Raw genomic sequence first — 14,431 nt, forward strand, 5'->3', positions numbered from 1 at the left:
ATGCTCTCCTCGTTTCTTACTCATCAAAATCTGTCATACGTTTTTGAAATACTTCTTTTACATAACGACCGACATGTTGCGGTCTTGCTTGAACATTGCGTGTATCTATTTTAGATAAGGGCATTCGTACGAGTGAATCTTTTATTGACTGTTTTCGAAATGGATAAAAAAGCCCGTACGGTTTTCGAAGGGATGATAATTGAAAAAGTCGCGTTAAAAGAAAGATAAATCCTATTGAAATTCCTAATACTCCCCACAACTCTGCAAGTATTAAAAATGGAAAGCGAAGTAAACGAATGGCATTGCCCATTTTATAAATCGGTGTAATAAATGATGCTAGTGCAGATAAGGCGACGATGATCAACAAAATATTACTTGTTAAGCCCGCTTGTACAGATGCTTGCCCAATAACGATACCACCTACAATACCGAGCGTTTGTCCGACCTTCATTGGTAAACGTGCTCCTGCTTCGCGGAGAAGGTCAATGGCTAACTCTAGAAAAATAGCCTCTATTATAGGTGGAAATGGTACTTGTGCCCGCGATAAAATTAATGTCTCTAGCAAATCACTTGGAATCAATTCATAGTGGTAACTAAGTGCAGCAACATAGAGGGACGTTGCACAAATTGAAAACGTAACCGCTACAAAACGTAATAAGCGGGAAAAGGTTGCATAAAACCAAGACACGCTGTAATCCTCAGGAGAGATGAAGAAATCCAGTAGAGATACAGGCGCTAATAAAACATTCGGTGAGCCATCAACGAATATAGCGATCTTTCCATCAACGAGCCCACTGCTGACACGATCAGAGCGTTCTGTATTAATAAAAGTTGGAAAAATAGATGTATCGCCCATTAGATGGGGAATATAATAGCTATCATTAATTTGCTCATATTGAATTTTGTTCAGGAGATCTTCTAAATATGTGATGCTTTCTTCTTCTGCTAAATTACTCAAATACATCATAACGACTTTTGTTTTTGAAAATTCCCCAATCAACATTTCTTTTGTTTTTAATTCCAGGACTGGTAAACGCTTACGAACAAGATTAATGTTTGTATCGATATCCTCTACAAATCCTTCTTGCGGCCCAATAACTGCTGATTCATTTAATGGTATACTCGGTAATCTGTATTTCTCAATTGCGATGTTTGCAAGTAGACATTCAGTATCATGCTCCTGCAGTTGAACAATGGCATGCCCTTTTAAGACCATTTCTTCAATTTTTTTTACGTCACTTGTAATGGTAAGGCCGCTTATTGGAACCATTGCTTTTATTTCTTCTAGTGTTGGCGCAGTATGATGTAATAAAGCAGGCATTAAATAATTTTGTAATCTCATGCCATCCATTGATGTACGAAAATACGAAATCCAATAAGGCTTAGCTGGGTCTTCAGAAGTATGATAGTGAACAAAATCGCTTGATTCTTGTAATTTCTGCAAGAGTTCTTGTAGTGAATGAGCTGTTTCATGCTCTGGCTTACTAAAATCGAAAATGCCGTTTTTACTTTGTTTAGTATATTGTTTGCTTGATTGTTGATTTGGTTGTTGCTTATTTGCTTCAGCTTGTTGCTGTTTCGGCTGTTGCTTGTTTGTTTGAGCTTGTTGTTGTTTTGGCTGTTGCTTATTTGTTTGAGCTTGTTGTTGTTTCGGCTGTTGCTTGTTTGTTTGAGCTTGTTGTTGTTCCGGCTGTTGCTTACTTGCTTGAGCTTGTTGCTGTTCCGGTTGTTGCTTACTTGTTTGAACTTGTTGTTGTTTTTGCTGTTGCTCCGTTTGCTGCGTGCCTTTCATTTGTGCCTTCTTTGTTGCATCTGTACTGTTCTTTTTTCTACTAAACCATTTAAAAAACATATGTATTCCCTCTTTATCCAAATAAGATAACTTTAGTCTGTGGGAATTTTTATATATTATGCACATATTTGTGTTTGGAAAAAGCGAAACAAATGGCTGGGCTATGGTAGAAGGAAATCATGCCCTATAGTACGAATAAATATAATTGATTATGGTGTATGCGCATTCTTGTAACAACGGATATACTTGCAGCGGCTTTTTTCGAGATGTTATCAAAGAAAGGCCGTTTTCTCTTTTTAATTTGTCTTCAGTATCACGCTTTGTTTATGTTAATAAAGTGAAACTTCCATCAGTGGAGGCGGGTTGATCCCTCACTGATGGAAAGCTCTCACCAATCGGGCTTTTACGGGCAGTCATCGCCTCGATTTTCTCTGAATCTTACCGCCCGTTAATGCGGGATAAAAATGAAGAAAAGTGTTACGTAAGGAGGACGAAATGGTGTTATACGTAGAAAAACAAGAATTTCGATTAAAGAAATTCACATTTGAAAACGGTGCATCAATCCCAATTCAAATCGGTTATGAAACATACGGTAAGTTAAACCGTGAGAAGTCAAATGCGGTTTTAGTATGTCATTATTTTAGTGCAACGAGCCATGCAGCGGGGAAGTATACAGAGCAAGATCCTTTGCCAGGATGGTGGGATGAGTTCATCGGGCCAGGAAAAGCAATCGATACGAATACATATTTTGTTATTTGTACAGATAATCTTTGTAACGTACAAGTGAAAAATCCTTATATTGTGACAACAGGACCAAAAACAATAAATCCAGAGACGGGTGCAGAATATGGGATGACTTTTCCAATCTTTACGTTTCTTGATATGGCTCGTATTCAATATGAATTAATACAGCAAATGGGAATTGCTAGACTGCATACTGTGGTTGGACCATCAGCTGGAGGCATGATAGCACAGCAATGGGCGGTTCATTATCCGCATATGATGGAACGAATGATTGGTGTCATTACAAATCCGCAAAATCCAGTTGTAACGTCTATTCATGTTTTGCAAAATGCAATCGATTCAATTCAATTAGATCCAGCTTGGAAAGATGGAAATTATGGAGAGCAGCAGCCCGTGAAAGGGCTGCACATAGCAGCTAAAATGATGTTTATGAATGCATTTGATGCACATTATTATGAAACGACATTTCCGCGGGACAGTACAGAATCTGCGCCGTATCAAGATTTCTGTACATTCACTTCATTTGAAAAAACGATTAATGAAGCAACATTACAAAATATCGCCTTTGTTGATGCAAATTCATGGATGTACACCGCAAAAGCAACTTTATTACACGATATTGCTCACGGATTTTCTTCATTAGAAGAAGCGCTTCGACAAGTAGAAGCGAGCGTCCTTATGATTCCTTGTAAGCAAGATGTACTACAGCCTTCTCGTTATAATTATGAAATGGTTGAGTTATTGAGGAAGAATAAAAAAATTGCAGAAGTATATGAGATTGAAAGTATATACGGACATATGGCAGGTGTGCTAGAGACGCATTTATTTGCTAAAAAAGTACATCAATTTATGAATCAGCGAATTTCAAATATTCTCTAATGAGACTTGGATACATATCTTGTTTTCTAGCTGTTGCATGCTAAAATTGAGAATGAATTGAAAGAAGGAGGAAGTTCCATGTCTGAAATTAAAACAATTATGCCACAAGAAGTACAAGAACGTTTAGAAAAAGGGGAAACGTTATTTTTAGTAGATGTGCGTGAAGATGAAGAAGTAGAATACGGGAAAATCCCAGAAGCAGTTCATATTAAAATGGGTGATATTCCGCATAAAGTGGACTTCTTTGATAAAGAAAATGAGTATATTTTCATTTGCCGCTCTGGTATGCGCAGCGAAAATGTTTGTCATTATTTAAATGAACTAGGTTATAAAACAGTAAACATGGTTGGCGGTATGATGCAGTATGAAGGTGAAATTAAATAAAGTTCAACTAACCATCAGGATCCCTGTTAGGAATAATTTTTTTAAAACTTGAAACGCGTCCGTTTCAAGTTTTTTTCTTTTGCATACAGTGTAGAAAGAACGAGATATTGTTAAGGAAGGTGTCTTACGGGTGAATCCACTTATTCGAAAAATTAAAATTATAAACAATAGAGGACCAATTAATATGGGGAATTGTTATAATCTTTCTCCGTTTTTTGCGACGAAGGTATTTAGTGGAGCTGGTGGATCAAGCTCTGCTAGATTGTTAAATGGGAAATTAACGCCAGTGGGAGCACCACGAGGTAATACTGAATTTACTTCGGCGAACATAAGTTCAACAGCAGGAGTGTAATAGAAAGGTTGTATGAAGATGGGAGTTTCTATTAAAGAATTTGTTATCGTAAATAACTCTGGGAATATATTCACAGGAGATAATTTACGGGATACTTCGTTTGTTGCAACGAAAACATTTACCGGATCAACAGGACCGACATGTATGGATGTTGTAGTCGTTATCGGAAATACAAATGAAGTTTGTTTGCGACCAGGAGACACAATTACAACAACTATTACACGAGGTAGCACCTTGACAGGTGCTGCTGCAAGTAGTAGTGGGATGACAGGTGCTTTACCGGGGGGCTCAGAATAGCAGCGGGATGACCAATGCTTCACAGGGAGCTCGTAATAGTAGTGGGATGACTAATGTTTCACAGACAGCTCAGAATAGCAGCGGGATGACATGTGCTTCACAGGGGACTACGAATAGAAATGGGATGACAAATGCTTCACAGACAGCTCAGAATAGCAATGGGATGACTGGTGCTTCACCGGGAGCTCCGAATGTGGAGCGTACAGATTGTATAGTAGAATAAGAAAAAAGCATTCCGAGGAAAGGAATGCTTTTCTATTTTTATGAAATATTTATTTCGTGAAAAATTCCCTGATTAAAATTTCATTTCGTTAGACTCTATCGGTTTTCTTTTTCGATAAATAACATAGCTGCGTCGTAAATATTTCACGGGAACGCTAAAGACATGAACAAGTCTTGTAAATGGCCATGCTGCAAACAGTCCCATTGCTGCAACGATGTGAATTTTAAACCAAATTGGCACCTCCGCCATATACTCGGCTTTAGGTTGGAAAATAAAGAGGCTGCGGAACCACGAGCCAATCGTTGTTCGATAATCAAAACCGTTTGAATCAATATTTAAAAATGTAGAAGAAAGTCCTGCGAGCATTACAATGAGCAACAAGATGAGAGCGATATAATCTCCTGTTGTACTTGTTGCAATAATACGTTTTATGGTAAAGCGGCGATACGTTAGAATGAATAATCCGATTACAGAAGCAATACCTGCCGGAAGGCCGAAACCGATTGCCATTATATGATACGTATGTTCAGAAATGCCGAGGGAACTGTAGACGGGTTCGGGGATTAAAATTCCCATGACATGCCCGCCAATTACGAACATAATACCAAAATGAAACAATAAACTTCCGATTCGGAGCATTTTCTTCTCTAATAGTTCACTAGATTTTGATGTCCAGCCAAATTGATCGTAGTTGTATCTAAAAATATGCCCACCAATAAAAATGACTAAAATGATATATGGAAAGAGTACCCATAAAAATTGATCTATCATCTTTGCCGTACTCCTTTCTATTCTATTTCATAATGCCATGCACCAATAGCAGTAAGAATGCATCGGACAATTGGTTCGTGCATACTGTTTGCGTCTTTTAATTGTTGATGCAATGCCTCGATATTGTTTGCATATTTTTTCATAATAGGCTCAATATCTTCTTCCTCTGCATTTGCGAGAAACTCTAACATAAGTGGTAAATAATCAGGCAGTTCTTTATCTGTTACGGCGAAGCCTGCTTTTTGATAGTGCTGTTTTAATTCTAGTAGTTCAATCCCTCGTTCTCGTTGTTCACCAGTATTCATATAAGTGAGATACATATTTGTTTTTTTGCCAAAATCAAATGTATATACATATGCTTCAATTAATTCCTCGTTTGTTTTTTGCTTTGCTTGTTCGATAAATGTTGTAAGGGTAGTGCGAATTTCCTCATGTTCGATGCTTTGAATATCACTTTGTAAATGAGGAAGTGCTTCTCTCCAACCCTGTTCAGGATAGGAGAGAAGAAAGGAAGAACAAGAAAAAGCAGTTTGTAAACTTTGTTTCATAGTTGTTACCTCCTTTATTTTAAGAGATTGTCATACAAGAGCCGGGGCCGCCAGCAAAGGAAAGACCGCAGCTTCCTTGCTCGTTATAAAGGTCTGCTACTTGTTCGCGGTGAGAAGTTGGAATTACGAAACGATCTTTATATTTCGCAATCGCAAGCAGACGGTACATATCTTCAATGTCTTCTTTTGCTAAGCCCAGTTCTGTTAATACATCTTTATTTGGTTCTTTATTTATTTGCAATGCTCTCATATGAGTACGCATAACAGCCATTTTTTTCAATGTAAGACGAATATGAGATTCATCGCCTGCAGTTAATAAGTTTGCTAAATATTGAATAGGAATACGCATATTATCAATAGTCGGAAAAATTTCTTCTGCCTGCCAGTTGCTTCCTTTTCCTTCGACCATGTTCATAATCGGGCTTAAAGGCGGGATGTACCAAACCATTGGCAACGTACGATACTCTGGATGAAGTGGAAGAGCAATTTTCCAATCAATAATCATTTTATAGATAGGTGATTGCTGAGCAGCTTTGATCCATTCTTCTGGAATACCTTGTTTCTTTGCTTCAGCGGCTACTTCTGGATCGTTTGGATCTAGGAATACATTAAGCTGAGAATGGTATAAGTCTTTTTCATCTTCTACAGATGCGGCTTCTTTTACTTTATCAGCGTCATATAACATAACTCCGATGTAACGAATTCGTCCAACACATGTTTCCGAACAAATTGTCGGCATACCAGCTTCAATACGCGGGAAACACATCGTACATTTTTCAGCTTTATTCGTTTGCCAGTTGAAATACACTTTTTTGTATGGACAAGAAGAGACACAGAATCTCCAAGCGCGGCATGCGTTTTGATCAACTAGGACAATTCCATCTTCATCGCGCTTATACATAGAGCCAGATGGACAAGAAGATACGCACGGCGGATTGATGCAATGTTCGCAAATACGCGGTAAGTACATCATGAACACATTTTCGAAATCCGTTTTAATTTCTTCTTCCATTTTCTTGACGTTTGGATCTTGTAAGCCTGTTACATGCCCGCCGGCTAAATCATCTTCCCAGTTTGGTCCCCATTCAATTTTATCGATAAATTCACCTGTAATGGCTGACTTTGGACGAGCAACTGGTTGGTGCTTTCGCTGCGGACTGTTTGTTAATGTTTCATAGTCGTAGTTCCAAGGCTCAAAGTAATCATCAATTGTTGGTTGATCTGGGTTATGGAAAATGTTCATGAGACGTTTCATTTTTGAACCGGATTTCAACTGAAGGTCTCCATTTTTCAGCTCCCAGCCGCCTTTATATTTTTCTTGATCTTCCCATTGTTTTGGATAGCCAATACCCGGTTTTGTTTCCACGTTGTTAAAGTACATGTATTCAGCACCTGGACGATTCGTCCAGGTGTTTTTGCATGTTACGCTACAAGTGTGACAGCCGATGCATTTATCAAGATTCATTACCATTCCGACTTGTGCTTTAATCTTCAAGCCAATCTACCTCCTTCAGTTTGCGGATGACGACGTTTAAGTCGCGTTGGTTTCCGGTTGGGCCATAGTAGTTAAAGCCATAGCTTAATTGACCGTATCCGCCAATCATATGTGTTGGTTTTACGTGAATACGCGTCGGACTATTGTGTGTTCCTCCGCGGTTACTTGTTAAATTCGTACCAGGCACGTTAATGTGGCGATCTTGTGCATGATGCATAAAGGCCATTCCCCGCGGCATGCGGTGTGTTACGACAGCACGTGCAACAACGACACCGTTTCGATTAAAGCATTCAATCCAATCATTATCAGCAACACCGGCTTCAGCGGCGTCATCTTTATTCATCCATACTGTTGGTCCGCCGCGGAACAGTGTTAACATCGGCAGTGAATCAAAGTACATACTATGAATGGACCACTTGTTATGCGGTGTTAAATAATTCAGCGTAATTTCTTTTCCTTCTACTTCAGGGCGAGATTTACGGAACGGTTTATGCTGTAAAATTGGTTTGAACGTTGCCATTGTTTCGCCAAATTCTTTCATCATATCGTGATCTAAGTAGAAAGATTGACGCCCTGTTATTGTTCTCCAAGGAATAAGACGTTCTACGTTTGTTGTAAACGGTGAGTAACGGCGTCCTCCTTTTTCTGAACCACTAAAAGCAGGGGAGGTAATAACCGTTTTTGGCTGTGCTGTAATTTGTTCGAATGTGAAGCATTCTTCTTCACGCTCTGCTGCTAAATCACGGAGTTGTAAGTCCGTTTGTTTTTCAAGCGCTTCCCATGCTTTTACTGCCATATGACCGTTTGTTGTAGAAGAAAGGGTTAACACAGCTTCAGCGGCATTGATTGCTTCTGTTATATCAGGGCATCCTTTCGCGATAGAATCAGCGCGAATTACACCTAATTTACTCTTTAATTGTTCGTATTCTTTTTCCGCAGACCAAGAGATGCCTTTCGTGCCAATTGGTTGTTTTCCAACGTTTGGTCCGAGTGCAGTCATTTTGTCATATAGCGTTTTATAGTCGTGTTCTACAACATGAATTTGCGGCATTGTTTTGCCTGGGATTGGCTCACATTCCCCTTTACTCCAATCTTTAATTTGTCCAAGCGGCTGTGCTAATTCTTGTGGTGTATCGTGAAGAAGCGGCGTTGCAACAACTTCTTTCATTGGCTCAAGGTCTAATTTTTGTGCCAAATCAGAGACTGCTTTTGAAAGGGAGCAGAAAATATCCCAATCCGAACGCGCTTCCCAAGGGGAACCGATTGCCGGATTAAATGGATGTACGAACGGGTGCATATCTGTACTGCTTAAGTCATGTTTTTCATACCACGTGGAAGCAGGAAGAACGATGTCAGAGTATAGTGCTGTCCCAGCCATGCGGAAATCTAAGTTAATCAGTAAATCAAGTTTTCCTTCCGGTGCCTCTTCATGCCACTTTATTTCCTCTGGTCGTAATGAATCACTATCGTCGTTCATTAATCCGTTTGTTGTACCTAATAAATGTTTTAAGAAATACTCGTGTCCTTTACCAGAGCTTGAAATTAGGTTCGCGCGCCATACGAATAAGTTGCGCGGGAAGTTATTTTTGTTATCTGGATCTTCAATCGCAAATTTGAGCTCTTTGTCTTTTAGCTTCTGCGCAACATATTTCCCGATTTCCTCTTGGGTTGTTGCACCACTAGCGACCGCTTCTTTATATAATTCAATGCCATTCTTTTCGAACGTTGGATAAGAAGGCAGCCAGCCAAGACGAGCCGCTAACACGTTATAATCACCATGATGCTGATAACGTGAATTGCCGACAACTGGCGATGCTAAATGTCCAACAGGTGTATCTTCATAGCGCCACTGATCTGTAACGAAATAGAAGAAGGATGTACCGTTTTGCAGTTTCGGTGGGCCTTGCCAATCCTTTGCGGTTGCGATGGTCTGCCAACCTTCTGCCGGGCGTAATTTTTCTTGGCCGACATAATGAGCCCAGCCGCCGCCGTTTACACCTTGTGCACCAACAAGAAGAACGAGGTTTAAAACAGCGCGGTAAATCGTATCAGAGTTAAACCAATGGTTAATACCAGCGCCGACAATAATCATCGAGCGTCCATTTGTATCAACAGCATTTTGAGCAAATTCACGAGCGATTTGAATAATAAGTTCTCTTTTTACACCTGTCATTTTTTCTTGCCATGCTGGCGTAAACGGAACATCTTCATCAAAGCTCTTCGGTTCTTGGCCGCCAAGCCCGCGGTCTACGCCGTAGTTTGCTAATGTTAAATCATAGACAGTTGTTATGAAAAGATCTCCGTTTGGTGTTGTAATCTTTTTCACTGGAATGGTACGTTCTAATACTTCATTTCCGTCATCAGAAAAGTACGGAATTTGTACAGTTCCAATTGCATCCTCCATACCAAGTAAAGAAAGGCGCGGCTCAATTTTTTCACCCGTTTGTTCATCTTCTAAACGTAAGTTCCACTTCTTCTCGTTATCCCAGCGTGATCCCATTGTGCCGTGCGGCGTTGCGAAATCATGACAGTTATCGTTCCAAAGAACAGGTTTCCATTCGCCAAGCTGCGTTTCACGGCCAATATCAGCCGCATTTAAGAAGCGATCTGCAACAAATTGATCTCCTTGCTGCTTTAACGTGACAAGGAATGGGAAATCTGTATATTGTTTTGCATAATTTATGAAGTAGTCTACTTGTTTGTCCACGTAGAATTCTTGTAAAATGACGTGCCCCATTGCCATTGCAAGTGCACCGTCTGTTCCTTGTTTTACACTGATCCAGTCATCGGCGAATTTTGTTGATTCGGCATAATCAGGGCTAACAGAAACGACTTTCGTTCCTTTATAGCGCACTTCCGCTAAGAAGTGGGCATCTGGTGTCCGCGTTAGCGGTACGTTGGAGCCCCATGTCATAATGTAGCCAGCGTTGTACCAATCACTACTTTCTGGCACATCTGTTTGATCACCCCAAATTTGCGGTGAAGCTGGCGGTAAGTCAGCGTACCAATCGTAGAAGCTGAGCATCGGCCCGCCCATAAGCTGCATAAAGCGGCTTCCAGCTGCGTGGCTTAACATTGACATCGCAGGAATTGGCGAGAAGCCAACATTTCGATCTGGACCGTATTTGATTACTGTATATAATAAGGAAGCAGCAACAAGCTGTAATACCTCATCCCAATTTGCACGAATGAAGCCGCCTTTTCCGCGTGCTTGCTTATATGTGCGTGCTTTTTCTGGATTTTCAACAATGCTTTTCCAAGCATCTAACGGTGATTCATGTTTTTGCAGTTCTTCTTGCCACATATTCCAAAGGACGCCGCGTACATATGGATATTTCACACGAAGCGGGCTATAAATGTACCAGGAAAAGCTTGCTCCGCGCGGACATCCGCGTGGCTCAAAGTCTGGCATATCAGGACCAGTAGACGGATAATTTAGCTCTTGTCCTTCCCAAGTTACAATTCCATCCTTTACGTAAATGTTCCAGCTGCAAGAACCGGTGCAGTTTACGCCATGTGTGGAGCGAATTACTTTATCATGCTGCCATCGCTTTCTATAAGCGTTTTCCCATTCGCGGTCTTCGTATGTTTCTTGTGTATGATTATCGTTGTAACGATCTATTGGAGAAAAATATTTTAAACGTTGCATGAATGGTGATAGTTTCTTTTTCATACTGCTCACTCCTTTATTGCGTCTCTCTTGCTTACTTTCACTATAAGAGGGCATGCAAAATAGAGATGTGATATCTATCACAGTTCAACAGATTGTCAAAAATTCATGAGTGTGTAAGGGGAAAATAGAGAAGGTGTGACATTTTGCACATTACAAAACACGTTTAGGATGTAGAATAAAAAAAGAGCAGCATCTAAATGAGACGCTACTCAATACTACAAATAGAGGTAGGGCAATCTTCACAGGCGATTGCACATTTTAAAAAGTTTAAATTATGAATGGTAATCTTTCCTTTATAAATGGAAATAATGCCTTGTTTTTTTAAATCATTTAACATGCGATTGACACTTTCCCGAGAGGTTGCACAGAAGTTTGCAAGCTCTTGATTCGTTAATGGAAGATCGATGAGAATACCATCTTCTTTTAAAATCCCATAACTATTCGTCATGCGAATGAGCGTCGAATAGAGCGCTCCTTTTTTGCCGTGCAATACTAAATCACGAAACTTCGTTTGCATTCTTCGTAAATGCTCACTAACCCACCTCATAAATTCAAACGCAAGAGCGGGCTTTTCCAGCAATGCTTTTTCTAATGCGTCTCGTTTAATGACACCGATTTCTGCATGTTCAAGCACTTTTGCATTTAACAAATATTTGGCATCCTCTGTAAATAATGTGAGTTCTCCGATAATATCATTTTGCGAACAAATGCGCAGCGTCAATTCTTGACCATCGGCACTAATTTTACTAATTTGCACTTTTCCAGAGTGAATAATGTATAGTTCTTTTGCCGCCATACCTTCTTGGAATATATAATTGGCTTTGCTTACTTTCATTTTATATTCAACAGATGCGAGCAATTCTTTTAAATCATTTGATAATGCCGTACTGTTTGCCACAGCAATCACCTTTCTTTTCAGAACAGTCTATTTCTTATTTTGAATGTAAATATAGTGAAAATGCAAGAGATTTTTTCCTTTGGCTAATTGTGAACAGTTTTTGAACAGAATTGTGAAGAATTTTTGAATGAGAAAATCGATGTGAGAAATATCACAACATAGATTGTTGTTCTTTTTTATGATGAAGACAAATGAAAGACAGCCAAAAAAAGATAAAGCGCAAGAGCAAAAACACCCTAGTTTAAAAATATATTATAATAGAATAAAGGTATATAGAGACAGCAAGAAGGAGGGGTGAAGATGACTGAGAAGATTTTAGATGTATGGCAGCGTCCACTTCAAGATTTACGCATTTCTGTTATTGATCGTTGTAATTTTCGGTGCACATATTGTATGCCAGCTGAAGTGTTTGGAACAGACTATGCGTTTTTAAAAGATGAATTTTTGCTTACTTTTGATGAGATTGAGAGACTAGCTAAAATTTTTGTTCGCATGGGTGTTAAGAAAATTCGATTAACTGGCGGCGAACCGTTACTTCGTAAAGATTTACCAAAGCTTATTGAACGTCTTGTGAAATTAGAAGGCTTAACAGATATTGGGCTAACGACGAACGGTATTCATTTAACGAAGCAGGCGAAGGCTTTAAAAGAAGCTGGTTTACAACGAGTAAACGTTAGCTTAGATGCGTTAGATGATGATGTATTTCGAAACATTAATGGTCGCAATGTAAGTACGAAACCTATATTGCGAGGGATCGAAGCCGCAAGAGCAGCCGGATTAGAAGTGAAAATCAATATGGTTGTGAAAAAAGGAATGAACGATAATCAAATTTTGAAGATGGCCGCTTACTGTAAAGAGCAGTGCATCCCTCTTCGCTTTATCGAATTTATGGATGTTGGTAGTACGAACGGCTGGAATTTTGAACAAGTGATTACGAAGAAAGAATTAATCGATATGATTGGACGTGTGTATCCAATTGAGCCGGTAGATCCGCATTATTTTGGTGAAGTGGCAAAGCGGTATCGATATGTTGGAACTGAGGCGGAGGTCGGCTTTATCACGTCTGTTTCTGAATCATTTTGTTCTTCTTGTACGAGAGCACGCATTTCAGCAGAAGGTAAGTTGTACACATGTTTATTTGCAACAACAGGAACGGATTTACGAATGCTTCTACGCAGGGGTATAGATGATGATGAATTATTCCAAGTTGTGCAAGATGTGTGGACGAAGCGCAGTGATCGTTATTCAGATGAACGAACGGAAGAAAGTGCAAATAACCGCCCGAAAATTGAGATGTCATACATTGGCGGATAAGAGAGAAGGGGTCAAGATGCAAGAGCGGTACTCACGGCAAATACTATTTTCAGAGATTGGTGAAACTGGCCAGCGAAATCTAGGTGAAAAACACGTATTAATCATTGGCGCTGGTGCGCTTGGTACGGCAAATGCCGAGGCGCTTGTCCGGGCGGGAATTGGCAAGTTAACGATTGCCGATCGTGATTATGTTGAGTGGAGCAATTTACAAAGGCAGCAGTTATATACAGAAGAAGATGCGAATCGTTATGTACCGAAAGCAGTTGCAGCGGCGCAGCATTTAAGTCGGATTAACTCTGAAGTAGATATAGAGCCAGTTGTAACAGATGTAACAGTGCAAGAAATGGAACAGCTTGTTAAGAATGTGGATGTAATGATAGATGCAACAGACAACTTCGATACGCGTCTTCTTATTAACGATATTTCACAGAAGTATAACGTTCCGTGGATATACGGTGGTTGTGTGGGGAGTTATGGTGTAACGTATACGATTATCCCAGGGAAAACACCATGTTTTCGATGTTTAATGGAGCATCCAACGAGCGGGGCAACGTGTGATACAGCCGGGATTATTCAACCAGCCGTGCAAATGGTCGTTGCTTATCAAGTTGCAGAAGCTTTAAAAATACTAGTTGGAGATTTTGAAGCATTGCGAGAAACGATGGTAACATTCGATCTTTGGAACAATCAGTATATGGCTTTTAAAGTAAACAGGCAGAAAAAAGAGAATTGCCCATCTTGTGGTAAATTACGTACATATCCAAGCTTAACATTTGAGGCACAAATGAAAACAGAAGTGCTGTGCGGTCGAAATACAGTTCAGATTCGCCCAGGCATAAATCAGCTTCTTAACTTAGAAGAAATAGAAAAGCGCTTACAAAAGAGCGTAACGATGCAGAGGACACCGTACTTATTATCATTTTATGTAGATGAATATCGCTTTGTTTTATTCCAAGATGGGCGAGCCTTTGTTCATGGTACAAATGATACACAAGTGGCAAAGCGATTATACGCTCGTTATATAGGGTGAATCCAAGGGGACGCCCCCCTTGGATTCGATG

General features: G+C 39.8%; 13 protein-coding genes. 7 read left to right on the plus strand and 6 right to left on the minus strand.

From position 1 onward, the window contains the following. Window positions 1-16: 16 nt before the first annotated feature. Window positions 17-1,852 (minus strand): spore germination protein, encoded by a 1,836-nt coding sequence (locus LRP84_RS02280; RefSeq protein WP_230573595.1) that lies wholly within the window; start codon window positions 1,850-1,852, stop codon window positions 17-19. A 438-nt stretch (window positions 1,853-2,290) separates the two neighbouring features. Between LRP84_RS02280 and LRP84_RS02285 the strand changes: the two genes are divergently transcribed. From LRP84_RS02285 to LRP84_RS02305, 5 genes are all read left to right on the plus strand, one after another. After that, entirely contained in the window at window positions 2,291-3,415 is a 1,125-nt protein-coding gene (locus LRP84_RS02285) for an alpha/beta fold hydrolase (protein WP_230573596.1), read from the plus strand. Between the two features lie 78 nt (window positions 3,416-3,493). Further along, window positions 3,494-3,799 (plus strand): rhodanese-like domain-containing protein, encoded by a 306-nt coding sequence (locus LRP84_RS02290; RefSeq protein ID WP_230573597.1) that lies wholly within the window; start codon window positions 3,494-3,496, stop codon window positions 3,797-3,799. A gap of 130 nt (window positions 3,800-3,929) precedes the next feature. Next, complete coding sequence (locus LRP84_RS02295; RefSeq protein WP_230573598.1) at window positions 3,930-4,151, plus strand: spore germination protein; 222 nt, start codon at window positions 3,930-3,932, stop codon at window positions 4,149-4,151. Between the two features lie 18 nt (window positions 4,152-4,169). Then, window positions 4,170-4,448, plus strand: a complete 279-nt coding sequence (locus tag LRP84_RS02300) for a hypothetical protein (RefSeq protein WP_230573599.1) — start codon at window positions 4,170-4,172, stop codon at window positions 4,446-4,448. Between the two features lie 7 nt (window positions 4,449-4,455). Further along, on the plus strand, window positions 4,456-4,671 hold the full coding sequence (locus tag LRP84_RS02305; RefSeq protein WP_230573600.1) for a hypothetical protein: 216 nt from the start codon (window positions 4,456-4,458) through the stop codon (window positions 4,669-4,671). A gap of 72 nt (window positions 4,672-4,743) precedes the next feature. On the opposite strand, the gene narI is transcribed toward LRP84_RS02305, so the two are convergent. The 5 genes from narI to LRP84_RS02330 form a co-directional block, all read right to left on the minus strand. Continuing rightward, window positions 4,744-5,442, minus strand: a complete 699-nt coding sequence (gene narI, locus LRP84_RS02310; protein WP_230573601.1) for a respiratory nitrate reductase subunit gamma — start codon at window positions 5,440-5,442, stop codon at window positions 4,744-4,746. A gap of 17 nt (window positions 5,443-5,459) precedes the next feature. Then, window positions 5,460-5,990: a nitrate reductase molybdenum cofactor assembly chaperone gene (gene narJ / locus LRP84_RS02315; RefSeq protein WP_230573602.1), complete on the minus strand. Its 531-nt coding sequence runs from the start codon at window positions 5,988-5,990 to the stop codon at window positions 5,460-5,462. A gap of 19 nt (window positions 5,991-6,009) precedes the next feature. Next, on the minus strand, window positions 6,010-7,485 hold the full coding sequence (gene narH, locus LRP84_RS02320; protein ID WP_230573603.1) for a nitrate reductase subunit beta: 1,476 nt from the start codon (window positions 7,483-7,485) through the stop codon (window positions 6,010-6,012). Beyond that, window positions 7,475-11,158, minus strand: coding sequence for a nitrate reductase subunit alpha (locus tag LRP84_RS02325; protein WP_230573604.1), 3,684 nt, complete (start codon window positions 11,156-11,158; stop codon window positions 7,475-7,477). The genes narH and LRP84_RS02325 overlap by 11 nt, the downstream gene beginning before the upstream one ends. 205 nt (window positions 11,159-11,363) lie before the next feature. Continuing rightward, window positions 11,364-12,056 carry a Crp/Fnr family transcriptional regulator gene (locus LRP84_RS02330; RefSeq protein ID WP_230573605.1) on the minus strand — a complete coding sequence of 231 codons (693 nt, stop codon included), beginning with the start codon at window positions 12,054-12,056 and terminating at the stop codon, window positions 11,364-11,366. Between the two features lie 300 nt (window positions 12,057-12,356). Between LRP84_RS02330 and moaA the strand changes: the two genes are divergently transcribed. Both moaA and LRP84_RS02340 read left to right on the plus strand, forming a co-directional pair. Then, window positions 12,357-13,370, plus strand: a complete 1,014-nt coding sequence (gene moaA, locus LRP84_RS02335; protein WP_230573606.1) for a GTP 3',8-cyclase MoaA — start codon at window positions 12,357-12,359, stop codon at window positions 13,368-13,370. Between the two features lie 16 nt (window positions 13,371-13,386). Further along, window positions 13,387-14,400 (plus strand): molybdopterin-synthase adenylyltransferase MoeB, encoded by a 1,014-nt coding sequence (locus tag LRP84_RS02340; protein WP_230573607.1) that lies wholly within the window; start codon window positions 13,387-13,389, stop codon window positions 14,398-14,400. Window positions 14,401-14,431 lie beyond the last annotated feature (31 nt).

The sequence above is a fragment of the Bacillus rhizoplanae genome, from assembly GCF_917563915.1.
Lineage (GTDB): Bacteria > Bacillota > Bacilli > Bacillales > Bacillaceae_G > Bacillus_A > Bacillus_A rhizoplanae.

Excerpts from the sequence above, each read along its gene's own strand:
- LRP84_RS02280 (WP_230573595.1), bottom strand. The coding sequence starts at position 1,852 with ATGTTTTTTAAATGGTTTAGTAGAAAAAAGAACAGTACAGATGCAACA.
- LRP84_RS02290 (WP_230573597.1), top strand. The coding sequence starts at position 3,494 with ATGTCTGAAATTAAAACAATTATGCCACAAGAAGTACAAGAACGTTTA.
- LRP84_RS02300 (WP_230573599.1), top strand. The coding sequence starts at position 4,170 with ATGGGAGTTTCTATTAAAGAATTTGTTATCGTAAATAACTCTGGGAAT.
- LRP84_RS02305 (WP_230573600.1), top strand. The coding sequence starts at position 4,456 with ATGACCAATGCTTCACAGGGAGCTCGTAATAGTAGTGGGATGACTAAT.
- narI (WP_230573601.1), bottom strand. The coding sequence starts at position 5,442 with ATGATAGATCAATTTTTATGGGTACTCTTTCCATATATCATTTTAGTC.
- narJ (WP_230573602.1), bottom strand. The coding sequence starts at position 5,990 with ATGAAACAAAGTTTACAAACTGCTTTTTCTTGTTCTTCCTTTCTTCTC.
- LRP84_RS02325 (WP_230573604.1), bottom strand. The coding sequence starts at position 11,158 with ATGAAAAAGAAACTATCACCATTCATGCAACGTTTAAAATATTTTTCT.
- moaA (WP_230573606.1), top strand. The coding sequence starts at position 12,357 with ATGACTGAGAAGATTTTAGATGTATGGCAGCGTCCACTTCAAGATTTA.
- LRP84_RS02340 (WP_230573607.1), top strand. The coding sequence starts at position 13,387 with ATGCAAGAGCGGTACTCACGGCAAATACTATTTTCAGAGATTGGTGAA.